Raw genomic sequence first — 25,424 nt, forward strand, 5'->3', positions numbered from 1 at the left:
GGTTCACTTTAATGTGAATGCACCGTTCATGTTAGGAGCTGTCATGAAGTGGTCCGAAGCCGACATCCCCGGCCTGGCCGGGCGAATCGCGGTCGTCACCGGCGCCAACACCGGACTCGGTTTCGAAACCGCACGAGCCCTGGCCGCGCGAGGCGCCACCGTAGTGCTCGCCTGTCGCGATTCCGGTAAAGCGGCCGACGCTGCCGAGCGCATCGCGCTGCGGGTACCCGGAGCGGGGATCGACACGGTGACCCTCGACCTGGCGTCTCTCACGTCGGTCCGTGCCGCGTCCGAGATGGTGCGCAGTCGCTACGACCGCGTCGATCTGCTGATCAACAATGCCGGTGTCACCGGGCTGTCCGGCGCGACCGAGGACGGCTTCGAGATCCAGTTCGGGATCAACCACCTCGGCCATTTCGCGCTCACCGGACTGTTGCTGGATCGCCTCGTCGCAGCCGGGGCCGGGCGGGTGGTGACCGTCAGCAGCATCGGCCACCGCTTCGGGCGAATCGATCTCGACGACCCTGCGAGATCCGCTGGAAATGCTTATGCCGTATCGAAATTGGCGAATCTGCTGTTCACCTATGAGCTCGATCGCCGGCTCGCGGGAACGTCGGCCCGCGCGCTGGCCGCTCATCCCGGCGGGGCGAGCACCGAGGTGTTCCGGTACTCCCCGGCGGTCTTCCGTCTGCCGAATCTGGCCATCGCCCGGCTGTTCGGGCGCACCCCCGCCATGGGGGCGCTCCCGACGCTGCGTGCCGCGACCGATCCGGCCGCGCAGGGGAGCGAATACTACGGACCCTCAGGACTTTTCGAGATCGGCGGCTATCCGGAGCGGGTGCGGTCGAGCTCTCGCTCGATGGACCGCGAGAGCGCGCGCCGGCTCTGGGAGGCCTCTGAGGACCTGACCGGTGTCCGCTTCCCTGGGTGAGTGGGCAGTCGGGGCTACGGCAGCAGCACGATCGAGCCCGTGGTCTTCCGCGCCGCGAGATCGCGCTGGGCCTGGGCCGCCTCAGCCAGCGGGTAGGTGGCGCCGATGCGGAGGTTCAGGGTTCCTGCGGCGATCCAGTCGAAGACATCCGTTGCACGCCACAGGAATTCGGTGCGGTCGCGGGTGTAGGCGCCCAGGGACGGGCGGGTGAGCCAGAGGGAACCGGCCGGGTTGAGGCGTTGCGGGTCGAAGGGCGGGACCGCGCCGCTGGCCGCGCCGAACAGCGCGAGGGTGCCGCGGATTCGGAGGGAGGCGAGGCTCGCTTCGAAGGTGCTGGCGCCGACACCGTCGTAGACCGCGGCGACGCCGATGCCGTCGGTGAGGTCACGGACGCGTGCGGCCAGGTCGTCGCCGTAGTGCAGGACGTCGGTGGCGCCCGCTTCGCGGGACAGCTTCTCCTTGGCGTCGGTGGAGACCGTGGTGATGACTCGGGCGCCCTTCGCGACGGCCATCTGAGTGAGCAGCAGCCCGACGCCGCCGGCGCCCGCGTGGATGAGTACCGGGTCGCCGGGTTCGGGGGAGAACACCGATTCGGTCAGGTAGTGGGCGGTCATGCCCTGCAGGAGGGCGGCGGCCGCGACGGCCGGTTCGACGTCGTCGGGCACCTTCACCGCCACGGCCTCGTCGACCGCGACCAGGTCCGCGTAGCTGCCGGGCGCCGACGCCCAGGCGACGCGGTCGCCGACGGCGAACTCGGTGACATCAGAACCGATCGCCACCACGATGCCCGTGCCCTCGGAGCCGGGAATGTAGGGCGTCGCCTGCGGATACTGGCCGGTGCGGAAGTAGATGTCGATGTAGTTGACGCCCACACCCTGGGTCTCGACCAGCAGCTGACCGGGCCCGGCCTGCGGGTCTGTCACCTCGACGTACTGCAGGACCTCGGGACCACCGTGCTCGGAAACCTGAATCGCGCGCATGAGTCCTCTTTCTACACCCCGTGTTCCAGGCCACTCGAGGCTGGACTGAAAACTACCTGCCGGTAAACTGCGGTTCATGAGTACAACCGCCGCCCCCGAGGCCGTGAAGGTGCCGGCCGAGGTCGAGAAGTCCATCGTGAAGTTCCTCGCCCAGCACGGTGGTTCGGGAACGGCCGTGCTGCAGTACATCGGCAAGCAGGGCGTGCGGATCACCCTGGTCGGTGCCGACGGCATCCTCGGCGACCGGGTGGTCGGCGACATGGCGACCGCGAAGGCGCTCGTGGAGCGCGTCGACGGCCTCGCCGAGACCGACGAATGGAGTCGCGAGCTGGGCTCGATCGTGACCCCCGCCCCGACGCACTGGGCCAAGATGGCCGGCTGGGTCGCCCACCAGACCAAGTTCCCGAAGGCGCGCAACTGGAAGTTGTTCGCAGGCGCCTGACGCCCAGAGACGAGAAAAGCCCGCGAATCGCACTGCGACGCGGGCTTTTTCGCTGTTCGGGGTGCCGGACGTCAGCGCACGGAGGTCTGCGACAGGGCGGGCGCGTCGATCTGCTCGCGCGTGCGCAGAGACGCCCACAGTGCGGCGGTCGCCGCGGTGCAGGCCGCGGCCCCGCCGACGTGGATGGCGACGAGGGCGGCGGGCACATCGGTGAAGTACTGCACGATGCCGACGAGCGCCTGCGCCAGCACCAGTCCGAGCAGCACGAACAATCGCTTGCGGATGGCCGCCGACATACCGACCGCGTACAGGCCGAAGGCGAGTCCGATCAGCAGCGCCAGGTAGCCGATCAGCAACTGGGAGTGCAGGTGCACCAGCGTGACGATCTCGACTTCCAGCCGCTCGACCTGCCGCTCGATGCTCTTGTCGCCGGCATGGGGCCCGGCCGCGGTGACCAGGGTGCCCGCGATGAGCACACCCGCGAGCGCCACACCGGACAGCGCGGTGAGCCAGCGCAGGGGAGCGGGCACCTGGACGGTCTCGATGCCGTCGTCGGGCTCGCAGATCTTCGCGTACAGCACCACCGCGAGCCAGACCATCGCCATCGACGCGAGCAGGTGCACCGCCACGGTCCACCACAGCAGCCCGGTGCGCACGGTGATACCGCCGATGACGGCCTGCACGACCGTGCCCGCGGGCATCAGCCAGGCGTAGACGAGGACTTCCCTGCGCCGCCGTGCCCGGATGACGGCGAGCACGATCAGCCCGGCGCACAGCGTCACCGCGAAGGTGAGCAGCCGGTTGCCGAACTCCACGGTCTGGTGCAGGACCGGAACTTCCGACACCCCGATGGGAGTGAAGCTGCCGGGGAAGCACTGCGGCCAGGTCGGGCAGCCGAGGCCGGAGGCGGTGACGCGCACGATCGCGCCGGTCACCGAGATTCCCGCCTGGCTCAGGATCACCGCGATGGCGATGAGCCGCTGCACCCGCAGCGAGGGGAGCGGCAGCCGGTCGACGAGGCCAACGAAGGCGCGATACAGCACGTCAGGAATGGTACCGGCCGACAATTCGACGCTGATACCAGGGCTACTACAGTGCGTCGTTGGTCACGTCAGTGGAACCGGAACAGCCGGGTCGCCAGCCATCCGCACACCACGCCCCAGGCCGCGAGCACCGCCACCCCGAACCAGTCGATCGACCCCGTCAGTGCCGTGTCCAGCGCGAAGGCCAGCGCCCCGGACGGGATGAGCCGCGCGATCACGGTCAGCGCGGTGGGCAGGGTGTCGCCGACGAGTACCAGGCTGGCGATGCCGAGCATGATGAACCACAGGATATTGGCCAGCGCCAGCACGACCTCGGCCTTGAGCGTCCCGCCCAGCAGCAATCCCATCGCCGCGAAGGTGGCCGTGCCGAGGGCGATCACCAGCGCGCCGAGGGCGAGCCCGTCGATCCCGGGCCGCCAGCCCAGCGCGACACCGATCGCGCCGAGCAGGATCGCCTGGAGCACCACCACGATGAGCACGGCCGCGCACTTGCCCGCGATCACGCCCCAGCGGGGCAGCGGTGTCGCGCCGAGCCGTTTGAGGGCGCCGTAGCGGCGGTCGAAGCCGACCGCGATGGCCTGGCCGGTGAACGCGGTCGACATCACCGCGGTCATCATCACCATCGGCACGATCCGGTCGACCCGGTGCTCGCCCAGATCACCGAACGGCAGCAGGGTGAGACCGACGAGCAGGGTGATCGGGATGAACATGGTGAGCAGCAGCTGTTCGCCGTTGCGCAACAACAGTTTCAGCTCGAGCCCGGTCTGGGCGGTGAGCATCGTCGCGCGCGAGGCGGGCCGCGGATCGGGGGTGAAGGTGCCGGGCAGGAAACGGCTGGTGGTCTCGCTCATCCGCGCAGGTCCCGTCCGGTCAGTTCGAGGAAGACGTCTTCGAGGCGACGCTGGTCGATACGGATGTCGGTGGCCAGCACGTCCATCCTGGCGCACCAGGCGGTGACGGTGGCCAGCACCTGCGGGTTGATCTCGCCCTCGACGAGGTAGGTGCCCGGTGTCGTCTCGCGCGGCGAAAAGCCTTCCGGGAGAGCCGAGGTGAGCAGGTTCAGATCGAGTTTCGGTGGGGCGCAGAATCTCAGCTGGCCCGCGGCGCCGTGGGCGGTGACCTCGGCGGGCGTGCCCTGGGCGACGATCTGCCCGTGATCGATGATGACGAGCTGGTCGGCGAGCTGCTCGGCCTCGTCCATCATGTGCGTGGTGAGCACGACGCTCACGCCGTCGCGGCGCAGGGCGTCGATGAGTTCCCAGACGATCAGCCGGGCCTGCGCGTCCAGACCGGCGGTGGGTTCGTCGAGGAACACGATCTCGGGCTTGCCGACCAGCGCGCACGCGAGCGCCAGGCGCTGCTGCTGACCACCCGACAGGCGACGATAGGGAGTGCGGCGATTGTCCTGTAGACCCAGCGTCGACAGCAGCCAGTCGGGATCGATCGGATCGGCGGAGTAGGACGCGACCAGATCGAGCATCTCGCCCGCGCGGGCGCCGGGGTAGGCGCCGCCGCCCTGGAGCATCACGCCGATGCGCGGACGCAACTGCTCGGAGTCGGCGATCGGGTCGAGACCGAGGACGCGGACCGTGCCCGCGTCCGGGCGCACGAAGCCCTCGCACATCTCGACGGTGGTGGTCTTGCCCGCGCCGTTGGGGCCGAGCAGAGCGAACACCTGGGCGGGCTCCACGTCGAACCGGAGACCGTCTACCGCTGTGGTCTCGCCATAGCGCTTGACCACACCGTCGACGCTAACGGCGGGTCCAGGGCGTGTTGTCACAACTGCGCCTCGCTGACGCTCGGCTCCGTCGCGCCAAAAGGTGCTGTGCCCTTGGTTCGCTCGCTGCGCTCCCTCACGTTGTCACACGGTAAGCCGTGCCCTCCTGTGACGGAGCCGACACCCCCGGCTGCGCCCGCCAGGGCAGCGTGTGCCGGGTGAGCGCGAAGAACAACGCGAAGCACACGACGGCCGCGAGCGCGGCGCCGATGATCTGGAAGACCTGGAATTCCGCACCGCGCGGCATCACCAGCATGGAGACCACCGCCGAGAAGGCGACGGCGGGCACGCGGAACACCGGCTGGGTGGCCCAGGCGGCCAGCGGCACGATCGCCCAGAGCAGGTACCAGGGCTGGACCACCGGGAACAGCAGCACAATGGCCGCGAGCGCGACGCCGAGCGCGCCGACAGGGTGGAGTCGGCCCATGCCGGTGGCGACGAGCATGCGAACCGTCACGTAGCCCGCGACCACCGCCGCGATGGGCCGGGTGATCGACAGCAGCGCGGTGGTGTGGTCGCCCAGCCCGAGCAGCACACCGCCGAAACCGGTGACGATCCCGATGATGGTGGGTAGCGACATCCAGCTCCGGACGGCGTTGGCGACGCTGAGGGTATTGACCCAGCCGAAGCCGAGCCCACTGGCGAAACCGATGAGAAGCGTTGTCGCCACGGCGATGACGCCCAGCAGGGCCGCGGCCTTGGCGACGGCGGTGAGCGTGCCGCCCCAGCGTCTGGCCAGCGCCATTCCGACGAAGCCGAGCGCGATGATGGAGGTGAGCTTGATCGATGACGACAGCGTGATCACCACCGCGCCACCGATCAGCAGCCCGTAGGCGCGCCCGTCGAAGGGGGGCAGATTCGTGGCCGTCAGCCGATCGGGTCTGCCTCCTTCGCCGTAGATCGCGCGCAGCATGAGCTCCACCCCGGCCAGCATCAGCCCGAGCATCAGCGCGTCGTTGTGCACGCCACCGACCAGGTGGAACAGCACCAGCGGATTGGCCGCGCCGAGCCACAGCGCACTCACCGGCGCCACCCCGCACCGCACCGACAACCGCGGCAGCGCCCACACGATCAGCGCCACCCCGGCCAGCGCCAGCAAACGGTGCACCCACACCCCGGCGATGATGTTGTCCCCGGTGAGCTCCGCGATACCGCGACCGATCCAGAGGAACAGCGGACCGTACGGCGCGGGCGTATCGCGCCAGATCGTCGGCACATTGTTGGTGAGCACATTGTCGATTCCGAGTCCGGCGACAGGGCCTTCGGAATAGGGGTCGATGCCGCGGGCGGCGATCTCGCTCTGTGCCAGATAGGAATAGACGTCGTTGCTGAACATGGGGGGCGCCACGGACAGCGGAATGATCCACAGCAGCAGCGTGCGGTCCAGTTGCGAGCGGCTCAGCCGGTGCAGTGGCGAACCCGCGAGCCCGCCGATCGCGAAGCGCCCGAGCAGCAACCACGCACCGATCACCAGCGCGGTGCCGAACATGCACATCGCGAGGGATCCGGTGTGCGCTCGCGCGAAGATGCCGAGCACCCGCACGCCCGAGACCGGATTCTGGTGCACGGGTTGGGCGCCGATGCCCAGCGCCGCGATCGCCATCAGCACCGCGCCGGTCGCGCCCATCAGCCGGATCCGGTCCAGTTGCGCGCGTTCGGTCTTGTCGAGCCCGGGGACCTCGGTCTCGTCGCGATGCAGCACCGCGACGGTGTGATCGGGCGCCGACACGTCGAGCCCGAGAGCTCGCCGCCCGAACGCCAGTGTCTTGCGCGCCGCGCCCTCCAGTACCGCCACGAAGTCAGAGCCTAGTGTGCGTGGACCCGACAGGGTTCGTCAGTCGTTCACCCACCGCGGGTGCGCCGGTCGCGGCGGACTACCTGGGTGCTTCGACGGGGGTCGGCGCGGCCACGGCCGGTGGTCCGACGAACGCCGGGTCCGAGCGCAACGAGAGCGCGGCGGCGATGATCACGGCCACGCAGATCAGCGCCACCGCGCCGAGCGCCGCCCAGCCGATGCGCTGCGCGGACCGCTGATCGCGGGCCGACAGCCAGCCGGGCACGAACAGGATGCCGAGCGCGCTCAACGTGCCCGCGGCCAGGCCGCCGAGGTGGCCCCACAGCGAGATCCCCGGGATCGAGAAACTGATCAGCACGTTCACGCCGATGACCACCAGCATCGGGGTCGGGCTCTGCCGCAACCGGATCAGCGTCACCGTGACAGCGCCGAACAGGCCGTACACCGCCCCGGAGGCGCCGGCCGTCGCCGTCACCGAGTCCGACAGCGCCATCACCGCCGCCGACCCACCCAGCAACGAGACCAGATAGACGCAGCCGTACCTGACCCTGCCCAGCACCTGCTCGAGGTCGCGCCCCACGACGTACAGGGCGAACATGTTGACCAGCAGGTGGATCGCGCCGTAGTGCAGGAACCCCGACCCGAGCAGCCGCCACCACTCGCCGTCGGCCACCAGCAGCGGCACCAGCACGAACTCCCGGAACACCGACGACCCGCGGTAGTTGTACATAGGACTGCCGGCCTGCGCCGCGGTGAGCACATAGACCAGCACATTGACCGCGATCAACCCGTAGGTCATGTACGGAACCGCGCCGCCTTCACGCGCGCCGCCGACGGTCCGCACCGGTCGCACGTCCCGCTGCCCCTGCCGGACACAGTCCACGCAGTGCTGCCCGACCGCGGCCGGTCGCAGACAATCGGGACAGGCGGGCCGCCCGCATCGCGTACACGCGAGTCCGGTAGGCCGATCGGGATGACGGACACACGTTGGTGTGAGCGGGTTCGACACCCTGCCATCGTGCCAGATCGCACCCCGCGCCCGCCGTGTTCGCCACCGCGCACCCGGAGGCGTCGATCGTCGCGTTGTGGTGCGAATATCGACGGCGAGCAACGCTGTGCGAACGTGCTGGACGGACCGTCCGGTGCCGGGTTCGGTGTTGCTGGGCGCCGGGTGATCGCGGTAGCCGATCTGTGCGATGGGTCACCCGGCCGAGCGTCGGCGATCGGGCCGCAGGGTCCGCACCTGGGGTTTTGTCGGGTGGGGGAGCGCCCCGATGATCTTCCTCGCAGGTCAGGGCACCCTTTGTCAGGTGACCCTTATTAGATTTAGGGAAGTAATTCCGCCACACTGGTGTTGTGAAAACCGTGGGTTTGCGGACAGACGTGGAAAGTGACGGTCGTAAGACGACCGGCGCTCGGTCGTCGGCTGTCCCCGCGGCGACCGCGCACGAAGGGCAGACCAGGGCGGCCATCGTCCAGTTGCTGCTCGAGCAGGGGCCGATCACCGCGACGGCGATCGGCACCGAACTCGGTCTCGCGCCCGCCGGGGTGCGCAGGCACCTCGACGCGCTGATCGACGCGGGCCAGGCTCGGGCGAGCCGCTCCGCGCCGTGGCAGCAGAAAGGGCGCGGTCGACCGGCCAAGCAATACCAGCTCACCGCGGCGGGCCGGGGCAACCTCGGTCACGCCTACGACGATCTGGCCGGGGCGGCGATTCGCCAGCTCGGCGAGATCGGTGGCGACGCCGCGATCGCCGAATTCGCGCGCAAGCGGGTTCGCGTGATCGTCGACGGCATCGAACCCGTCGCCGACCACACCGCACCGGTGATCGAGGCCAAGGTCGAGGAGATCGCGGAAGCGTTCGCCGAGGCCGGTTTCGCCGCCACCACCCGTCAGGTCGGCGCCGGTGTGCAGATCTGTCAGCACCACTGCCCGGTGGCCCATGTCGCCGAGGAGTTCCCCCAGTTGTGCGCCGCCGAATTGGACGCTTTCCGCGACCTGCTCGGTACCCACGTGCAGCGCCTTGCGACGATCGCCAACGGCGATTGCGCCTGCACCACCCACGTACCGCTGGTCGCGGTGCCGAAGATCCCAACCGCCGCACAGCCCGCGGCGGGACGAACGAACGACTCCGGAAGGAGTGCCGAATGACGACCTCGACCGACCAGGTACAACCGCTTACCCAGGACGAAACCATCGCCTCGCTGGGCACCTACGGTTACGGCTGGTCCGACTCCGATGTGGCAGGCGCCAGCGCCCAACGTGGCCTGTCGGAGGCTGTCGTTCGCGACATCTCGGCCAAGAAGAGCGAAGAGGAGTGGATGCTCGACCTGCGCCTCAAGGCGCTGCGCATCTTCGACCGCAAGCCCATGCCCAACTGGGGTTCCAACCTCGAGGGCATCGACTTCGACAACATCAAGTACTTCGTGCGCTCGTCCGAGAAGCAGGCCGAGAGCTGGGAAGACCTGCCCGAGGACATCAAGAACACCTACGACAAGCTGGGCATCCCGGAAGCGGAGAAGCAGCGTCTGGTCTCCGGTGTCGCGGCGCAGTACGAGTCCGAGGTCGTCTACCACTCCATCCGCGAGGACCTGGAGAAGCAGGGCGTCATCTTCCTCGACACCGATACGGCGTTGAAGGAGCACCCGGAGATCTTCCACAAGTACTTCGGTTCGGTCATCCCCGCCGGTGACAACAAGTTCTCCGCGCTCAACACCGCCGTCTGGTCGGGTGGCTCGTTCATCTACGTGCCGCCGGGCGTGCACGTCGACATCCCGCTGCAGGCCTACTTCCGGATCAACACCGAGAACATGGGCCAGTTCGAGCGGACGCTGATCATCGTCGACGAGGACGCCTACGTCCACTACGTCGAGGGTTGTACAGCGCCGATCTACAAGTCCGACTCGCTGCACTCCGCGGTCGTGGAGATCATCGTGAAGAAGGGCGGCCGCTGCCGCTACACGACCATCCAGAACTGGTCGAACAACGTGTTCAACCTGGTCACCAAGCGGGCCAAGGCCGAAGCGGGCGCCACCATGGAGTGGGTCGACGGCAACATCGGCTCCAAGGTCACCATGAAGTACCCGGCGGTCTGGATGACCGGCGAGCACGCGCACGGCGAGGTCCTCTCGGTCGCGTTCGCGGGCCCCGGCCAGCACCAGGACACCGGCGCCAAGATGCTGCACCTGGCCCCGCACACCTCCTCGACCATCGTGTCGAAGTCGGTGGCGCGTGGCGGCGGTCGCGCGTCGTACCGCGGTCTGGTCCAGATCAACAAGGGCGCCCACGGTTCCAAGTCGACCGTGAAGTGTGACGCCCTGCTGGTCGACACCATCAGCCGCTCCGACACCTACCCCTACGTCGACATCCGCGAGGACGACGTGACGATGGGTCACGAGGCGACCGTCTCCAAGGTCTCCGAGGAGCAGCTGTTCTACCTGATGAGCCGCGGCCTCACCGAGGACGAGGCGATGGCGATGATCGTGCGTGGCTTCGTGGAGCCGATCGCCAAGGAATTGCCGATGGAATACGCATTGGAACTGAACCGGCTCATCGAGCTGCAGATGGAAGGGGCCGTGGGCTGATGTCGACGCTCGAGACGCCGATCCAGAATCCTGGCGCGGGCGCCGCGGTCAACAAGGGCGAGGTCTTCACCTCGTTCGACGTCGACCAGTTCGAGGTCCCGTCGGGTCGCGACGAGGCGTGGCGGTTCACCCCGCTGCGTCGGCTGCGCGGCCTGCACGACGGCACCGCCGTCGCCGATGGTCAGGCAGTGGTCGAGGTGAGCGAGGTCGCCGGAGTCACCGTGGAAACGGTGGGCCGTACCGACTCTCGTCTCGGTCAGGCCGGTACTCCCGCCGATCGTGTTGCCGCCCAGGCCTATTCGGGTTTCTCCGAGGCGACCGTGATCACCGTCGGCCCGGAAACCGAAGTGTCGGACCCGGTCACCGTCACCATCACCGGTCCCGGTGAGGGCAAGACCGCCTACGGTCACCTGCAGGTGCGCCTGGACAACTTCGCCGTCGCCACCGTGGTCATCGACCAGCGCGGCAGCGGAACCTATGCCGAGAACGTCGAATTCGTGCTCGGTGACAGCGCCAAGCTCACCGTCGTCGCGGTCCAGGAATGGAACGAAGACGCCGTGCACGTCACCGCGCATCACCTGAAGCTCGGCCGTGACGCGAACCTGCGCCATGTGTCGGCCACGCTGGGCGGTGACCTGGTTCGTCTGTCGGGCACCGTGCGCTACGCCGGTCCCGGTGGCGAAGCGGAGCTGTTCGGCCTGTACTTCGCCGACGCGGGCCAGCACTTCGAGCAGCGCCTGCTGGTCGATCACGCCGAGCCCAACTGCAAGTCCAATGTGCTCTACAAGGGTGCGCTGCAGGGTGATCCGTCCTCGGCCAAGGGCGACGCTCGTACAGTCTGGATCGGCGACGTGCTGATCCGCGCGGCCGCCGAGGGTACCGACACCTACGAGGCCAACCGCAACCTGGTGCTCACCGACGGCGCGCGCGCCGACTCGGTGCCGAACCTGGAGATCGAGACCGGCGAGATCGCCGGTGCCGGACACGCGAGTGCCACCGGCCGTTTCGACGACGAGCAGCTGTTCTACCTGCGCGCTCGCGGCATTCCCGAAGACGTCGCCCGCCGCCTGGTGGTGCGCGGCTTCTTCTTCGAGATCATCCAGAAGGTCACGGTCCCCGAGGTCCGGGAGCGGCTCGAGGCGGCCATCGAGGCCGAACTCGCCACTGTCGGTATCTGACACCACTTACTGCAACGAAGGATTCGAATTCGATGACCACCTTGGAAATCAAGGACCTGCACGCCGAGATCACCACCCCCGAGGGTGAGTCGAAGCAGATCCTCAACGGCGTCGACCTGACTGTGAAGTCCGGCGAGACGCACGCCATCATGGGCCCCAACGGCTCGGGCAAGTCCACGCTGTCCTATGTGATCGCGGGCCACCCGAAGTACACCGTCACCCAGGGCACCATCACCCTCGACGGTGAAGACGTCCTCGCGATGTCGGTCGACGAGCGCGCCCGCGCCGGCCTGTTCCTGGCCATGCAGTACCCGGTCGAGGTCCCCGGCGTCTCGATGTCGAACTTCCTGCGCACCGCCGCCACCTCCATCCGCGGCGAGGCCCCCAAGCTGCGCACCTGGGTCAAGGAGGTGAAGGAGTCGATGAAGGAACTCGACATCGACTCGGCCTTCGCCGACCGCTCGGTGAACGAGGGCTTCTCCGGTGGCGAGAAGAAGCGTCACGAGGTCCTGCAGCTCGGCCTGCTCAAGCCGAAGATCGCGATCCTCGACGAGACCGACTCGGGCCTCGACGTCGACGCTCTGCGCATCGTCTCCGAGGGCGTCAACCGCTACAAGGAGCGTACGGACGGCGGCGTGCTGCTGATCACCCACTACACCCGCATCCTGCGCTACATCAAGCCCGACTTCGTGCACGTGTTCGTCAACGGCAAGATCGTCGCCGAAGGCGGCTCCGAGCTGGCCGAGGAACTCGACGCGAACGGCTACGAGCGCTTCACGTCCGCGACCGCTGGAGCCTGACATGACCGCGACGGTGCCAGCCCTCGACGTGGCCCGGATCCGGGCCGACTTCCCCATCCTGCACCGCACGGTGCGGGACGGGAAACCGTTGGTGTACCTGGATTCCGGTGCCACTTCGCAGCGTCCGCTGCAGGTGCTGGACGCCGAGCGCGAGTTCCTGCTCACCCGGAATTCGGCGGTGCACCGCGGTGCGCATCAGCTGGCGGAGGAGGCGACCGACTCCTATGAGGAGGCGCGCGCCGATATCGCCCGCTTCGTCGGTGCGGATCCCGGCGAGATCGTGTTCACCAAGAACGCGACCGAGTCGCTGAACCTGGTGGCCAACGCGTTCGGTGACGACCGGTTCCCCTACAAGGTGGGTCCCGGCGACGAGATCGTCATCACCGAGCTCGAACATCACGCGAATCTCGTTCCGTGGCAGGAGCTCGCGCGTCGCACCGGTGCCACCCTCGAGTGGTACGGCATCACCGACGACGGTCGCATCGATCTGGATTCGCTCGAACTGTCGTCCGCGACAAAGGTTCTCGCGTTCAGCCATCAGTCGAACGTGACCGGTGCGGTCGCTCCGGTGGACGAACTGATCCGCCGGGCGAAGGCAGTCGGTGCGCTCGTCGTGCTCGACGCCTGCCAGTCGGTGCCGCACATGGCGGTGGACTTCCACGAGCTCGGTGTCGACTTCGCCGCGTTCTCCGGTCACAAGATGCTCGGCCCGATGGGCGTGGGCGGACTGTACGGTCGGCGCGCGCTGCTCGAGCAGACCCCGCCGTTCATCACCGGTGGGTCGATGATCGAGACCGTCACCATGGAGAAGACCACCTACGCGCCGCCGCCGCAGCGCTTCGAGGCGGGCACGCCGATGACCTCGCAGGTCGTCGGGCTGGCCGCCGCGGTGCGCTATCTCGAGGACCTCGGTATGGACGCGATCGCGGCCCACGAGCACGCGCTCACCGGTGCCGCACTCGAGGGTCTGTCCGGGATCGACGGTGTGCGGATCGTCGGGCCCGTCGAGAACGTCGATCGCGGTGGCGCGGTGTCGTTCGTGGTCGACGGGATCCACGCCCACGACGTGGGCCAGATCCTCGACGACCAAGGTGTGGCCATCCGGGTCGGGCACCATTGCGCCTGGCCGCTGCACCGCAAGTTCGGTGTCGCCGCCACCGCGCGTGCCTCGTTCGCGGTCTACAACACCCTCGATGAGGTCGACGCACTGGTCGCGGCCGTGCGGAAGGCCAAGACCTTCTTCGGAGTTGCCTAGATCATGCGTATGGAACAGATGTACCAGGAAGTGATCCTGGATCACTACAAGCACCCGCACCACCGCGGGCTGCGGGAACCGTTCGGTGCGCAGGTGCACCACGTGAACCCGACGTGCGGTGACGAAGTGACGATGCGCGTGCGGATCGACGACGCCGGTGAGGTCGCCGACGTCTCCTACGACGGCCAGGGCTGCTCGATCAGCCAGGCCGCCACCTCGATCCTCACCGATCAGGTGATCGGGCTGCCGGTGCAGCAGGCGCTGAAGGTGGTCGACTCGTTCAGCGAGATGATCTCCAGCCGCGGCACCGTCGAAGGCGACGAGGACATGATCGGCGACGGCATCGCCCTCGCCGGCGTGAGCAAGTACCCGGCGCGGGTCAAGTGCGCGCTGCTCGGGTGGATGGCGTTCAAAGACGCTGTCGTGCAGATCAGTTCGGCCGAGGAAACCAAGGCACCGATGGGAAATGGGGAGTCTGCCACATGAGTGAGAGCACCGATATCGCACAGACCCCGGACGTCGCGGCGGCAGCCGAGGTCGACAAACCTGCCGAGGTCGAGTTGACGGCCGAACAGATTCAGCACCTCGAGGACCTCGAGGAGGCGATGCGTGACGTCGTCGACCCCGAACTCGGCATCAACGTCGTCGACCTCGGCCTGGTCTACGGCCTGTCGGTCGACGGCGAGAACATCTGCACCCTCGACATGACGCTCACCTCGGCGGCCTGTCCGCTGACCGACGTCATCGAGGACCAGTCCCGCAATGCGCTGGTGCGCAGCGGTCTGGTCGAGGACCTGAAGATCAACTGGGTCTGGATGCCCCCGTGGGGCCCGGACAAGATCACCGACGACGGCCGCGAACAGCTGCGCGCGCTCGGCTTCACGGTGTAGCACTGAACTTTTCGGGCCCGGATCCTGGTTGGATCCGGGCCCGTTCTGTTGCGGTTATGTGTCGACCGGTGTCGGTGTGATGTTTCCCGTTTCCGTTGGCTGTCACCGGGCGATCAGTGATGATCTTGAAGGTTCTGGGCTTGCCGGAACAGTGTCAAGAGGAGATCTTTCGAATGAATTTCATGGGTAAGGCCGGCCTCGCCGTCGCGGCGCTCGGCCTTGCGGCCGGCTCGGTGCTGGGCGCCGGTTCGGCGAATGCGGTCGGCCTCGACCAGTGGGGCGCGATGGCCGCGGACGGAGACTGGGCGAACTACGGTCGTTCGGTCGACTATCCCACGCGCGCTGAGGCTGAGGCTGCCGCGCTGGAACAGTGCGCCGCGGATGGTTGCGCGGTGGAGGCCGTGTGGGTGAACGGCTGCGCGGCCCTGGTGGAGAACGATGACTTCATCGCCTGGGGCAAGGGCGCGACCCGCGCCGAGGCGGAGCGGGAGGCCTACCTCGCGCTGACCGAGGGCACCCCGCAGAGCCTGCTCGTCAACGTTGGTTCGTCGCAGCTGGCCGGCGGTCATGTGATCGAAACGGTCTGCACCGCCAACGCGCGCTGATCGTCACGGCGATTCTCGAGCCCGGACCGCGACGCGGTCCGGGCTCGAGTCGTCTTCGCCCCAGACGCTGGTCACGGCGGAGCGAGCGGGCCCGGATTCATGCGCTCACGGCGGCAATGTGATGTTTCACCGTGCGGTTGGCTATCGCCGGTGGTTCGATGATGATCTTGAAGGTTCCGGACTTTCGGAACAGGTTCCAGAGGAGATCTTTCGAATGAGTTTCATGGGTAAGGCCGTCTTCGCCGTCGCGGCGTCGGTTCTTGCGGCCGGGTCGGTGCTGGGCGCCGGTTCGGCGAGTGCGGCAGGCGACCAGTGGGCGTCGATCGCGTTGAGCGACGGCCAGGCGATCTACGGCACCAGCGTCAACGAGGAAAGCCCCGAGGCCGCCCAGGCCGCCGCGATCGCCGACTGCCACCTGGCGGACTGCAACGTGGTGACGACGTGGGCCAACGGCTGCGCCGTGCTGGTCGAGAGCGACAACGGCATCGCGTGGTCGACCGGTGCGACGCGGGCAGAGGCCGAGCGTAAGGCTTACGAGAACCTCTCCGAGCTGACGCCGACCGCGCTGCTGGCCAACACGGGCTCGGCGGGCATGAGCGGCTCCGAAGTCGTCGACGCGATCTGCACGGCGAACGCGCGCTGACCATCGCGTAGCGAACGGGCCCGGATCCTCACACGGATCCGGGCCCTTTTGCTGTTGTGTACTAAGCGTTTTCGACCTCGGCGACCGAGTCTATCCAGGCGCTGATCATGTCGGCGGTCCCGGCGATGATGGCGTCGAGCTCGGCGTCGTCGAGTTCGACCGACCGCAACGCGGTGGCGAAGCCCGCGTTGAGCACGACGAAGGCCATCACGTCGATGTCGACGTGCTTGATCGGGCCCATGAACTGAATGATGTAGAGCTTGATGAGCATTCGCAGCCGGGGCTCGAATTCGGGGATACCGCTGCCGTAGAACTGCAGATCGGCGACCAGGGCGCGCACGAGCGGCCCGTTCGAGACGAGGATATCGACGGCGGAGCGGATCAGGCTTACCACCGCATCGCGGGGGGACTGGCCGGAACTGGCGGTCAGCAGCTGGCTGTATCGCTCTTCTACCTGCAGAAACAGGCTGTCGTTGAGCTCTTTGACGATCTCGTCGCGGTCGTTGAAATACCGGTACAGGGTGCCGATGCTCATGCCCGCTTCGGTCGCGATCCGGTTGGTCGAGGTGTTGCCGATACCGCGGGTGCCGAAAAGGTGAGCGGCCACCGTGAGAATGCGTGTTCTCGTCTCTTTCGCCCGGTCCTGCTTGGGGCGTTTGCGCTGCTTATCGGCTTGCGGGGGCATCTATCGACCTCGGCAGAAAGAAGAGTAGAAGGTGAGCGGTTGCTCACCCTACAGTCATGATCACAGAGAAACCGCAGTGTAGGCCATCACTTCGGCCGACATGACGGAAGCACAACCACTACCGGCGGCGCCGGGGTGTAGAAGAAGGAGGAGTCGACGATGACGATCCCACTGGACGAGACGGCCCTGTGGCAGCCCCTGCGCGATGTCCGGACGATGACCAGCCGGTTGGTCGGCCACTTCGTCGACAATGTCGCGACCTGCCGGACGCTACCCGGCGATGTGATCGCCGGCGACGTCACCTCGGTCACCCGGATGTGCCTGGAAATCGTCGGCGGCATGCTGGACGGCCGCGACGAGGAGGTGAAGCTGAACCGGCTCGCGGTGGCGGCGGCGGGCTGGGCGCGCGAAGGCGTGCCGATCGACACGATCCTGCACGCTTTCCACGAGGGCTTCCGGCTGTCCTTCGACGCGGTCTACGACGAGGTGGCCGATGCCGATCGCGCGAGCTTGATCCACGGCTTCCGCCGGGTCGTCGAGATCTCGGACCTGTTGTGTACCACCGTGACTCGCTCCTACATCCGCGAACACCGCGAGGCGGTCGGTGAACATCACACGGCGGTGCACACCCTCACCTCCGCGCTGCTGGCCGGTCAGTCGACCGTCACCATGGCCCGCGAGGTCGGCATCACCGTCTCCGACGCGTATTCGGTGCTCGCTCTCTCGATCGGGGCGCACCCCGACGAGCGCGACCCGCGCGTGAACGGTGCGGTGGTGGCCCGGCGCAAGCTGCGCAGGGTGCAGACGGCGTTGGCGCACCGGTGCGGTGAACAGGTGCTGTCGCTGCTGTCGGTCGACGGCGGCACGCTGCTGATCCCGGCCGATCTGCTGGTCGGCGAGCAACTCGACGCACTGGTCGAAGCGCTGTCGAGGGCCGCGCATGTCGACATCACCGCGGCTCTGGTGCCCGCGGCCACCGAGGAGATCCCCGACGCGGCCCAGCGCGCCCACGAACTCCTGGACATGGTGGAGCGTCTCGACAGTGCCCCCGGCCTCTACCGCTTCGGCGACCTGGCCCTGGAGTACCAGCTCACCCGCCCCGGTCCCGGTCGCGCCCGGCTCGGTGAACTCCTGGCCCCCCTCGACAACCACCCGGAGCTCTACGAAACCCTGCGCGTGCACATCGCGAACAACATGAACCGCCAGCGCACCGCCCGGCTGCTGCACATCCACACCAACACCGTCGACTATCGCCTGCGCCGGGTAGCCCAACTCACCGGCCTCGACCCGGCCCAGTCCTCGGGCCTGTGGCAACTGCGTTCCTCGATGATCGCCCGCAGCTTCCACACCGGCCCCGCCCCCCACGCCACCACCGAAGCCAGAATCCCTCGCCGCCCCGCCTCTCACCCCTACTCCGACCTGGACGGCATCCGCTCGGCCTGAACCCACCACCCCCACCTCCGGCCCCGGCGCCGCGACCCTGAAATCGTCGCGATGCCGGGGCCTTCGACCGTCGCTCCCGCAGTCCGCCAAACGAACGCCGGACGGCGCATCGAGAAAGACTGTGAACCTGGTGCCGTGCTATGGCTATATAGACCAAAACCAGGGGGGTGATGACCGTCGAATCTGTAGAGCAGCTGATGATTCGGGTGCGCTGGATCCCGTGCGGTGGAAGGGGCTCAATCTGCTCGGGTTCGCGTTGATGCGGGCGCGCGACGAGTTGGTTCGCCGGTAGATAGCGGTCCATCGCTACTTGTCGGTGGGCGTTGTTAGTCTGTGGCAGACGCGCGGTTCGGGAGGAATCGGGCGTTTCGACAAGCGAGAACTGTTGTGGCCGGAAATGTCTCGGCGCTACGACAGGTTCGCTGAATGGTGTCGTGGCGATGCCGGAAAGCTATTTCCGGGGAAGTCGGCGGCCGTTCATGATGGGTTCGGCTTCGAGGCGCGGAGTCGGTATTTCGACGGGGAGAATCTCTGATGTCTGTTGTGGGCAAATACGCCCTTGGTGTGGCTGCGCTGTCCGCGGTGGCGGCGTTCACCGTCGTGAACGCCGGGCCCGCGGCCGCGGGGGCGAGTGGTGTGGCGATCGCTGAGGCGCCGGGGTACACAGCGGTGTCGCGCGATGGTGGATTCGAGACCGCGGCGGGTGACCTGTACGGGGCGCTGGCGTTGTCGTCGGGCCGCGCCGTGGTGGCCTCGGCGGTGAACTACGGCAGCTGGGCCGCGGCGAGCCAGGCCGCGCTCGATGAGTGCGGCGTGCACGACTGCCAGGTCGTCGTCGAATTCCGCAATGCGTGCGGTGCGGTGGCACAAGGCGCGGACTACCGCTTCGGCTGGTCGTGGGATCACTCCCTGGAGGCGGCCGAGCGCTCCGCGGTGGACGCGCTCGGCATCAGTGCGGCCCCGTTCCCGGATCCGGGTTCGGCCTCGCCGCGTGCGGCGAGTGTCATCCTGTCCGCGTGCACGGCGGACGTGTAGAGAAGCGCGAAGCAGCAGGGGCACGGACCGAATTGAACTGCTCCCCGATTGTTGGACTGACCAAGTAGAAGTCTAGGCCGCGAGGGCCTGGGCTCGGTATTGCACCGGGCTCAGGCCCTCGAGCTTTGTCGAGATACGTTCGGTGTTGTACCAGCGGATGTACTCGCGCAGCGCGGTCGCCAACGCGTCTATGTCGAGGTATCGGACGTGGTGGAAGCGTTCTTCTTTGAGGTGACCGAAGAAATTCTCGATCACGGCGTTGTCGTAGCAGTTGCCCTTGCGTGACATCGATTGAGTCGCACCGGCATCGGCAAGCATGCGTCGCCAGGACACATGCTGGTACTGAAATCCCTGTTCCGAGTGCACAAGCGGGCTCTGGCCGTCACTGAAGTTCTCGATCGCGGCACGCAAGGAACTGTTGGTCAGTGCCAGGCTCGGTGAGGTGCCGATCGAGTAGGCGATGATCTGACGGTCGAACAGATCCATCACCGGCGACAGATACAGCTTCTGTCCACCGACACCGAACTCGGTCACGTCAGTGACCCACTTCTGATTCGGCGCACTGGCGGTGAAGTCGCGGTCGAGCAGATTCGGAGCGACCTTGCCGGCCTCGCCCCGATAGGAGTTGAATTTCTTCCGCCGCCGCACCTGGCAGACCAGCCCCAGCGCCCGCATCAGCTTGAGCACGGTCTTCTTCGCCACCCTCCATCCGGATCTGCGCAGGTCATGGTGGATACGGCGATGTCCGTAACGGCCTTTGACGCCTTCGAATACCTCCCGGATCGCGGACTTGAGGTCTGCGTGCGGGTCGGGCGCGGCCAAGCGAGCTTGGTGATAGAAGAATGTCGAGCGAGCCAGTCCCGCGACTTCGAGTAGCAGGTCGAGCCGGTATTCGGCCTTGAGAGCGATGACAGCACCGACCTTCACCGCCGTTGCTGCGCTCTCAAGGCCAACACTTTTCCCAGGTAGGCGTTCTCGGCCCGCAACCGCTCGTTCTCCCGGCGAAGCTTCGCGAGAGTCGACTCTTGCGAGGCAGCTTCGGCCGGATCTGTTCTCGGGCGGCCTGTCGGTTTCGGGCGTAACCCGTCCTCACCGTCGTTGCGGTACTTCCTTGCCCAGGTCTCGACGAGCTTCGGCGAGGACAGCGCGAGCTCACGCGCGAGCTCGACCTTCGTCTCACCTGCTAGGAAGCGCTGCACCACACCTAGTTTGAATTCGAACGAGTAGGTCTGCTTCGTCGGTTTGGTCACCAGGGTTGCCCTTCCGCGAACCCGCCACCGGTCATACAACCGTCTTACCGCCGGAACGCTAGCTCCTAGCTCCTAGCTGCGTCGCGACCGCGCGCTCACCCGCGCCGGTCTCGAACAACGCTACCGCCGTGAGACGTTGCTGCTCGGACAACGAACTTCGTGCACGCATAGAACTGCTCCCCGGAAGTCGGAACTGAGTTTCTCAGTCCGACTTCCGGGGAGCAGTTCAAATGGGCCCGTGCCCCTGCTGGATTCAGCGGCGCAGTACTTTCCTGGCCAGCCAATTGCCGAAGAACTGCACACCTTGCACACCGGCGATGATGATCAGCACCGCCACGATGGTGACCTGCCACTGGAATTGCTGATACCCGTAGACAATGGCGAAATCACCGAGCCCGCCGCCGCCGACGGTGCCCGCCATCGCGGAGATGTCGACGATCGAGATCACCACGAAGGTGTAGCCGAGGATCAACGGCCCCAACGCTTCCGGAACGATCAGCGTGAGAATGATCCGCAGCGGTCCCGCGCCGACCGCACGCGCGGCCTCGATCACGCCCGGATCGACCGTCACCAGATTCTGTTCCACGATCCGCGCGATCCCGAACGAGGCCGCGACGATCATCACGAACAACGCCGCCTCGGAGCCGATCGTGGTGCCGACCACCTCCAGGGTGACCGGGCCGAGCGCGGCCAGCAAGATGATGAACGGAATGGGGCGCACCACATTGACGATCACATTCAGCACGAAATAGATCGGCCCGTTCGCCAGCAGGCCACCCTTGCGGGTCGTGTACAGCGCGGTCCCGAGCACCAGCCCGATCACCCCCGCGACGACGAACGTCACGCCGACCAGATAGACGGTGGTCCCGATCGCCTCGAACAGCGTGGGCCGCAGCTTCTCCCAGTTGGTCTCCATCAGCCCGCCTTCCGTTCCAGGTCGGCGACAACGCGATCCAGCGCGGCATCAGGCCCGTGCAACGCCAGAGTGACACTGCCGAATGTCTTGTCCTGCAACGTGCTCACCCCGCCGTAGACGATCTCGAAGCGCACGTCGGCGGCGGTTGCGGCGGCCAGCGCCGCACCGAGACCGCTGTGGTCGTCGATGTCGACGGTGACCAACCGGCCGCCGTGGAGCTCGCGCAACCGATCCAGCTCCGTCGCGTCGGGCCGGTTGTGCAGCACGGTCGCCACGAACGACCGTGTCGGCGCGGCCTGGGGCGCGGCGAAAACGTCGAAGGTCGAGGCCAATTCGACGATCCGGCCCTCGGCGAGCACCGCGACCCGGTCGGCGACCGCGCGGATCACATCCATCTCGTGGGTGATCACCACGATGGTCACCCCGAGTTCGGCGTTGATCTTCTTCAGCAATCGCAGCACCTCGCCCGTGGTTTCCGGGTCCAGCGCGGAGGTGGCCTCGTCGGCGAGCAACAGCGAGGGCGAGGTCGCCAGCGCCCTGGCGATCCCGACCCGCTGCTTCTGCCCGCCCGAGAGCTGATCGGGGTAGGCGCGCGCCTTGTCGGTGAGCCCGACGAAGTCGAGCAGTTCGGCCACGCGGGCCTTGCGTTCGGCCCGTTTCCAGCCCGCCACTTTCAGCGGGTACTCGATATTGCCTGCGGCGGTGCGGGATCGGAACAGGTTGAACTGCTGGAACACCATGCCGATATCGCGACGCAGCTTGCGCACCGCCGACTCCGGCACCCCGGTGATGGGGGTGCCCGAAATCGTGACGGTGCCCGAAGTCGGCTTGTCCAGCGCGTTGATCAACCGCACCAGCGTGGATTTGCCCGCTCCAGAGTACCCGATGACGCCGAAGATCTCACCCGGTTCGATCCGCAGGTCGATACCGTCGAGCGCGGTGTGCCGATCGTCGCCGCTGCCGAAAACCTTCGTAACGGAGCGGAATTCGACAGCGGCGGGTTCGGCACTCACTTGGTGGTACGGATGCCCTGCTGCACCCGGTCCAGGATCTGCTCGAGCTCGGCGCCGGGGCGGTTGACCGCGACCGCGGTGCCCTTGGTGACCTCGGCGTGCGCGGTGGCCACGGCCGGGTCCTTCCAGATCTCGACCAGCTTCAGATACGTCGGATTCGTCTTGTCCTCGGCGCGGCTGACGATCACATTGATGTACGGCTCGGCGGCCGGATTCTTCGGATCATCCTTGTACAGCGCCGATTTCGGGTCGACGCCCGACCGGTCGAGGAAGGTGTTGTTGATCACCGAGCCGTCGACCGACGGCAGCGACAACGCGGTCTGGGCGGCATCGACGGGAGTCACCCGCACCTTGGACGCGGCCTTGTCGATGTCGGCGGGCGTCGGCTGGACCGAGGTGCCGGTGATCTTCAGCAAGCCGGCGGCCTGCAGCACGAACAGCGCACGCGCCTGGTTGGTCGGATCGTTGGGGATCGCGATCTCACCACCTGCCGGGATATCGGCGAGAGCCTTGTGCTTCTTCGAGTAAAGGCCCAGCGGCACAATATATGTCGAGCCGATGGGGGTGAGCGTGTCCGAGCTCGCCACGTTGTACTGGCCGAGGAACTGCAGATGCTGGAACAGATTGAGGTCGATCTGTTTCTGCGACAGCGCCGTATTCGGCTGCTTGTAATCGGAGAAATTGGTGACCTTCAGCGTGATGCCCTGCTCCTTGGCCTTCTGTTCGAAGACCTCGAAAGCCTTGTCCTTGTCGGTGGTGCCGATCCGCACGACCGTACCCGACGCGTCGTCATCGGAACCGCACGCGGTCAGGGTGAGGGCCGCGGTTGCAATCAGCACTGGGATCGCCAGTGTCCGACGGAATTTCACTTGTACTCCCGAATTGCTAGCAGAAGATGAACTCGGCCATCCAAGCTGTCGGCGCTACCCGCCGACAACGGTTTGACTTGCCATGAGCGAAATCCTCGCAAACACTGGGACGCCCGTCTAACTTGCGGACAATGCGAATCCTGCGCCGTCTTCTGGCGATTCCGGTCCTGGTCGCGCTGGCGACGGGGGCGGTGAGCTGTGGGCAAGACCACCCGGACGGCGTGGTGCGTATCGGTGTGAACGACATCGCTCAACCGCACTGGGAGGTGTACAAACGCAAGGCGGCCGAGCAGGGCATCACCGTCGAATACGTCAACTTCACCGACTACAAGCAGCCCAATCCGGCGCTGGCGCAGAAACAGGTCGACCTCAACAAATTCCAGCACGTGCGGTACCTGGCCAACTACAACGTGGCCAACAACGACACGATCGTGCCGATCGGCGCGACCGAGATCTTCCCGCTCACCCTGTACTCCAAGAAGCACACCTCGGTCGCCGAGATCCCGCGGGGTGGGCAGATCACGCTCAGCAACAATCCGGCGCAACAGGTCCGCCCGTTGCTCGGGCTGTCGGCGGCGGGGTTGATCGTGCTGAAGGGCGGTGCGAGTTGGGACTCCACGATCGACGACGTCGACACCGGCGCCTCGAAGGTGCGGCTCACCACGATCGATCCGACGCTCACCGCGCAGTCGCTCGACAGCGTCGACGCGGCGTTCGTCGACGACACGTTCGCCGGGCCCGCCGGCCTGACCCAGCAGCAGGTCATCTACACCGACGACCCCGAACGCCCGGAGCTGAAGCAGTACATCAACGTCTTCGCGGCGCGGGCGGCCGACAAGGACAACCCGACCTACCTGAAACTCGCGCAGCTCTACCATGATCCGGCGGTGGTGGCCGCGGTACAGGCAGAGACGGGCTACGCGGGAATCTTCAAGACCAACGACGCCGCCGACCTGCAAGCCACGCTGCGCGAGCTGGAATCGAAGTTCCGCAAATAATCAGTCGCGCAGGAACTTGTGCACCAGCATCACGGCCATCGAACCCTCGCCGACGGCGGCGGCGACACGGTGACCGTTGAAGGCGCGCACGTCCCCCGCGGCGAACACCCCCGGCACGGTGTTTTCCAGGTGCAGGGGTGGGCGAGTCAACGGCCAGGGGGAGTCGGACCCCGCGACGGTGGCGATATCGGGGCCGGTGAGGAGGTAGCCGCGGTCGTCGCGGGCGAAGGATCCGTCGAGCCACTCGGTGGCCGGGTCGGCGCCGATGAAGGCGAACAGCCAGGTCGCGGCCACTTCCTCGATGGCCCCGGTCTTGCGGTCGCGCAGGGTGAGGTGTTCGAGATGGGTGTCGCCCGAGGCGTCGACGACTTCGACGCCGGTGCGGACCTCGACGGCGGGATCGCCTCGATCTGCTCGATCAGGTAGGTCGACATCTCCACCGCCAGCGAATCGGCGCGGACCAGCATGATCACCCTGCGCGCGCAGGAGGCGAAGTAGACCGCCGCCTGCCCGGCGGAATTCGCGCCGCCGACGATGTAGACATCGGAGCCCGAACACAGCGGTGCCTCGGTGAGCGCGGAGAAGTAGAAGACGCCGCGGCCGTTGAACTCGTCGACGCTCGGGATGTCGAGGGTGCGGAAGGTGGCGCCCGTCGCGATGATCACCGAGCGGGCGGTGACGGTGATGTCGTCGGTGCAGTGCACCGCGAAACCGTGGTCCGTCGGTCGCAGGTGGTCGGCTCGCAGGCTGATCACGAGTTCGGCGCCGAACTTGCACGCCTGCCTGCGGGCGCGGTCGGTGAGTTCGGAGCCGGAGATGCCGTCGGGGAAACCGAGGTAGTTCTGGATGCTCGAGCTCAGCCCGGCCTGACCACCGATCGCCCACCGTTCCAGCAGGATCGTGCGCAGTCCCTCCGACGCGCCGTAGAGGGCGGCCGCCATGCCCGCGGGGCCGCCGCCGACGATGAGCAGGTCGTAGTCGTCGGCGGTGGGCTTCGTGTGCAGACCCGCCCACTGGGCGAGCTGTTCCTCATCGGTGGGTCTGAGGGTGCGCCCGTCCGGCCCGAACAGCACCGGTGTGTCCGCGACGGTGAATCCGTGGTCCTCGAGGAGTTCGCGGCCCGCCGGGTCGGTGGGTTGTACCCACCGACAAGCGATTTCGTTGCGAGCCAGAAAGGTGCGGATCGCGGTGCACGCGGGCGACCACATATCGGCCACCACGGTCAGCTCGGCGTCGTCGTGCTCGTCTCGCGGAGTAGGAACCACCCGCCGAGAATAGGCCCGACCAGGGTT

27 protein-coding genes are annotated in these 25,424 nt (G+C 67.1%); 14 read left to right on the top strand and 13 right to left on the bottom strand.

Annotated features, from left to right (window positions below; genetic code table 11):
• Nucleotides 1–28: 28 nt before the first annotated feature.
• Complete coding sequence (locus ACFVJ5_RS01555; RefSeq protein ID WP_379217984.1) at nucleotides 29–931, top strand: oxidoreductase; 903 nt, start codon at nucleotides 29–31, stop codon at nucleotides 929–931.
• Between the two features lie 14 nt (nucleotides 932–945).
• Here the strand turns inward: ACFVJ5_RS01555 and ACFVJ5_RS01560 are convergent, their stop codons facing one another.
• A complete protein-coding gene (locus ACFVJ5_RS01560; RefSeq protein WP_379217986.1) occupies nucleotides 946–1,911 on the bottom strand; it encodes a quinone oxidoreductase family protein in 966 nt (321 codons plus the stop codon).
• A gap of 76 nt (nucleotides 1,912–1,987) precedes the next feature.
• Here ACFVJ5_RS01560 and ACFVJ5_RS01565 point away from each other — a divergent pair, with 76 nt between their 5' ends.
• The gene (locus ACFVJ5_RS01565) at nucleotides 1,988–2,353 is read left to right on the top strand and encodes a hypothetical protein (RefSeq protein WP_378627099.1); all 366 of its coding nucleotides are present in this window, start codon (nucleotides 1,988–1,990) and stop codon (nucleotides 2,351–2,353) included.
• 71 nt (nucleotides 2,354–2,424) lie between these two features.
• On the opposite strand, the gene ACFVJ5_RS01570 is transcribed toward ACFVJ5_RS01565, so the two are convergent.
• The 5 genes from ACFVJ5_RS01570 to ACFVJ5_RS01590 all read right to left on the bottom strand — a co-directional run bounded on the left by ACFVJ5_RS01570 (nucleotide 2,425) and on the right by ACFVJ5_RS01590 (nucleotide 7,995).
• Nucleotides 2,425–3,396, bottom strand: a complete 972-nt coding sequence (locus ACFVJ5_RS01570) for a heme A synthase (protein ID WP_379217988.1) — start codon at nucleotides 3,394–3,396, stop codon at nucleotides 2,425–2,427.
• A 68-nt stretch (nucleotides 3,397–3,464) separates the two neighbouring features.
• Nucleotides 3,465–4,247: an ABC transporter permease gene (locus ACFVJ5_RS01575; RefSeq protein ID WP_379217990.1), complete on the bottom strand. Its 783-nt coding sequence runs from the start codon at nucleotides 4,245–4,247 to the stop codon at nucleotides 3,465–3,467.
• Nucleotides 4,244–5,176, bottom strand: coding sequence for an ABC transporter ATP-binding protein (locus tag ACFVJ5_RS01580; RefSeq protein WP_379217992.1), 933 nt, complete (start codon nucleotides 5,174–5,176; stop codon nucleotides 4,244–4,246). The genes ACFVJ5_RS01575 and ACFVJ5_RS01580 overlap by 4 nt, the downstream gene beginning before the upstream one ends.
• Before the next feature lie 73 nt (nucleotides 5,177–5,249).
• Complete coding sequence (mptB, locus tag ACFVJ5_RS01585) at nucleotides 5,250–6,968, bottom strand: polyprenol phosphomannose-dependent alpha 1,6 mannosyltransferase MptB (RefSeq protein ID WP_379217993.1); 1,719 nt, start codon at nucleotides 6,966–6,968, stop codon at nucleotides 5,250–5,252.
• 79 nt (nucleotides 6,969–7,047) lie between these two features.
• The gene (locus ACFVJ5_RS01590; protein ID WP_379219743.1) at nucleotides 7,048–7,995 is read right to left on the bottom strand and encodes a rhomboid family intramembrane serine protease; all 948 of its coding nucleotides are present in this window, start codon (nucleotides 7,993–7,995) and stop codon (nucleotides 7,048–7,050) included.
• 329 nt (nucleotides 7,996–8,324) lie between these two features.
• Here ACFVJ5_RS01590 and ACFVJ5_RS01595 point away from each other — a divergent pair, with 329 nt between their 5' ends.
• From ACFVJ5_RS01595 to ACFVJ5_RS01635, 9 genes are all read left to right on the top strand, one after another.
• Nucleotides 8,325–9,119, top strand: coding sequence for a metalloregulator ArsR/SmtB family transcription factor (locus ACFVJ5_RS01595; RefSeq protein ID WP_266290357.1), 795 nt, complete (start codon nucleotides 8,325–8,327; stop codon nucleotides 9,117–9,119).
• Complete coding sequence (gene sufB / locus ACFVJ5_RS01600) at nucleotides 9,116–10,552, top strand: Fe-S cluster assembly protein SufB (RefSeq protein ID WP_062983114.1); 1,437 nt, start codon at nucleotides 9,116–9,118, stop codon at nucleotides 10,550–10,552. Before ACFVJ5_RS01595 ends, sufB begins: the two co-directional genes overlap by 4 nt.
• Complete coding sequence (gene sufD, locus ACFVJ5_RS01605) at nucleotides 10,552–11,730, top strand: Fe-S cluster assembly protein SufD (protein ID WP_379217996.1); 1,179 nt, start codon at nucleotides 10,552–10,554, stop codon at nucleotides 11,728–11,730. The genes sufB and sufD overlap by 1 nt, the downstream gene beginning before the upstream one ends.
• A gap of 32 nt (nucleotides 11,731–11,762) precedes the next feature.
• On the top strand, nucleotides 11,763–12,530 hold the full coding sequence (sufC, locus tag ACFVJ5_RS01610; RefSeq protein WP_378627111.1) for a Fe-S cluster assembly ATPase SufC: 768 nt from the start codon (nucleotides 11,763–11,765) through the stop codon (nucleotides 12,528–12,530).
• 1 nt (nucleotide 12,531) lies between these two features.
• Nucleotides 12,532–13,785, top strand: a complete 1,254-nt coding sequence (locus tag ACFVJ5_RS01615; protein ID WP_379217998.1) for a cysteine desulfurase — start codon at nucleotides 12,532–12,534, stop codon at nucleotides 13,783–13,785.
• Nucleotides 13,786–13,788: 3 nt separating this feature from the next.
• Complete coding sequence (gene sufU, locus ACFVJ5_RS01620; RefSeq protein WP_379218000.1) at nucleotides 13,789–14,271, top strand: Fe-S cluster assembly sulfur transfer protein SufU; 483 nt, start codon at nucleotides 13,789–13,791, stop codon at nucleotides 14,269–14,271.
• Complete coding sequence (locus ACFVJ5_RS01625) at nucleotides 14,268–14,675, top strand: metal-sulfur cluster assembly factor (RefSeq protein ID WP_378627114.1); 408 nt, start codon at nucleotides 14,268–14,270, stop codon at nucleotides 14,673–14,675. The genes sufU and ACFVJ5_RS01625 overlap by 4 nt, the downstream gene beginning before the upstream one ends.
• Before the next feature lie 119 nt (nucleotides 14,676–14,794).
• On the top strand, nucleotides 14,795–15,280 hold the full coding sequence (locus ACFVJ5_RS01630; RefSeq protein WP_379219744.1) for a DUF4189 domain-containing protein: 486 nt from the start codon (nucleotides 14,795–14,797) through the stop codon (nucleotides 15,278–15,280).
• A 214-nt stretch (nucleotides 15,281–15,494) separates the two neighbouring features.
• Nucleotides 15,495–15,923 (top strand): DUF4189 domain-containing protein, encoded by a 429-nt coding sequence (locus tag ACFVJ5_RS01635; protein ID WP_379218002.1) that lies wholly within the window; start codon nucleotides 15,495–15,497, stop codon nucleotides 15,921–15,923.
• A 61-nt stretch (nucleotides 15,924–15,984) separates the two neighbouring features.
• Here ACFVJ5_RS01635 and ACFVJ5_RS01640 read toward each other — a convergent pair whose 3' ends face one another.
• Nucleotides 15,985–16,608 (bottom strand): TetR/AcrR family transcriptional regulator, encoded by a 624-nt coding sequence (locus ACFVJ5_RS01640; protein ID WP_379218003.1) that lies wholly within the window; start codon nucleotides 16,606–16,608, stop codon nucleotides 15,985–15,987.
• 159 nt (nucleotides 16,609–16,767) lie between these two features.
• Here ACFVJ5_RS01640 and ACFVJ5_RS01645 point away from each other — a divergent pair, with 159 nt between their 5' ends.
• Together ACFVJ5_RS01645 and ACFVJ5_RS01650 are read left to right on the top strand one after the other, a co-directional pair.
• Nucleotides 16,768–18,051: a PucR family transcriptional regulator gene (locus ACFVJ5_RS01645; protein WP_379218004.1), complete on the top strand. Its 1,284-nt coding sequence runs from the start codon at nucleotides 16,768–16,770 to the stop codon at nucleotides 18,049–18,051.
• Between the two features lie 534 nt (nucleotides 18,052–18,585).
• Nucleotides 18,586–19,086, top strand: coding sequence for a DUF4189 domain-containing protein (locus tag ACFVJ5_RS01650; protein ID WP_379218005.1), 501 nt, complete (start codon nucleotides 18,586–18,588; stop codon nucleotides 19,084–19,086).
• Between the two features lie 72 nt (nucleotides 19,087–19,158).
• On the opposite strand, the gene ACFVJ5_RS01655 is transcribed toward ACFVJ5_RS01650, so the two are convergent.
• From ACFVJ5_RS01655 to ACFVJ5_RS01675, 5 genes are all read right to left on the bottom strand, one after another.
• A complete protein-coding gene (locus ACFVJ5_RS01655) occupies nucleotides 19,159–20,013 on the bottom strand; it encodes an IS3 family transposase (protein ID WP_379218006.1) in 855 nt (284 codons plus the stop codon).
• Complete coding sequence (locus ACFVJ5_RS01660; protein ID WP_379218007.1) at nucleotides 20,010–20,336, bottom strand: transposase; 327 nt, start codon at nucleotides 20,334–20,336, stop codon at nucleotides 20,010–20,012. Before ACFVJ5_RS01660 ends, ACFVJ5_RS01655 begins: the two co-directional genes overlap by 4 nt.
• A gap of 253 nt (nucleotides 20,337–20,589) precedes the next feature.
• Entirely contained in the window at nucleotides 20,590–21,252 is a 663-nt protein-coding gene (locus tag ACFVJ5_RS01665; protein WP_378627122.1) for a methionine ABC transporter permease, read from the bottom strand.
• Entirely contained in the window at nucleotides 21,252–22,265 is a 1,014-nt protein-coding gene (locus tag ACFVJ5_RS01670; RefSeq protein ID WP_378656072.1) for a methionine ABC transporter ATP-binding protein, read from the bottom strand. The genes ACFVJ5_RS01665 and ACFVJ5_RS01670 overlap by 1 nt, the downstream gene beginning before the upstream one ends.
• Nucleotides 22,262–23,134, bottom strand: a complete 873-nt coding sequence (locus tag ACFVJ5_RS01675; protein ID WP_379218008.1) for a MetQ/NlpA family ABC transporter substrate-binding protein — start codon at nucleotides 23,132–23,134, stop codon at nucleotides 22,262–22,264. The genes ACFVJ5_RS01670 and ACFVJ5_RS01675 overlap by 4 nt, the downstream gene beginning before the upstream one ends.
• 131 nt (nucleotides 23,135–23,265) lie before the next feature.
• On the opposite strand from ACFVJ5_RS01675, the gene ACFVJ5_RS01680 reads away from it, so the two are divergent.
• Nucleotides 23,266–24,132 carry a MetQ/NlpA family ABC transporter substrate-binding protein gene (locus tag ACFVJ5_RS01680; protein WP_379218009.1) on the top strand — a complete coding sequence of 289 codons (867 nt, stop codon included), beginning with the start codon at nucleotides 23,266–23,268 and terminating at the stop codon, nucleotides 24,130–24,132.
• 146 nt (nucleotides 24,133–24,278) lie between these two features.
• On the opposite strand, the gene ACFVJ5_RS01685 is transcribed toward ACFVJ5_RS01680, so the two are convergent.
• A complete protein-coding gene (locus ACFVJ5_RS01685) occupies nucleotides 24,279–25,397 on the bottom strand; it encodes an FAD-dependent oxidoreductase (protein ID WP_379218010.1) in 1,119 nt (372 codons plus the stop codon).
• Between the last annotated feature and the right edge of the window lie 27 nt (nucleotides 25,398–25,424).

The sequence above is a fragment of the Nocardia sp. NPDC127606 genome, from assembly GCF_042671725.1.
Taxonomy (GTDB): domain Bacteria; phylum Actinomycetota; class Actinomycetes; order Mycobacteriales; family Mycobacteriaceae; genus Nocardia.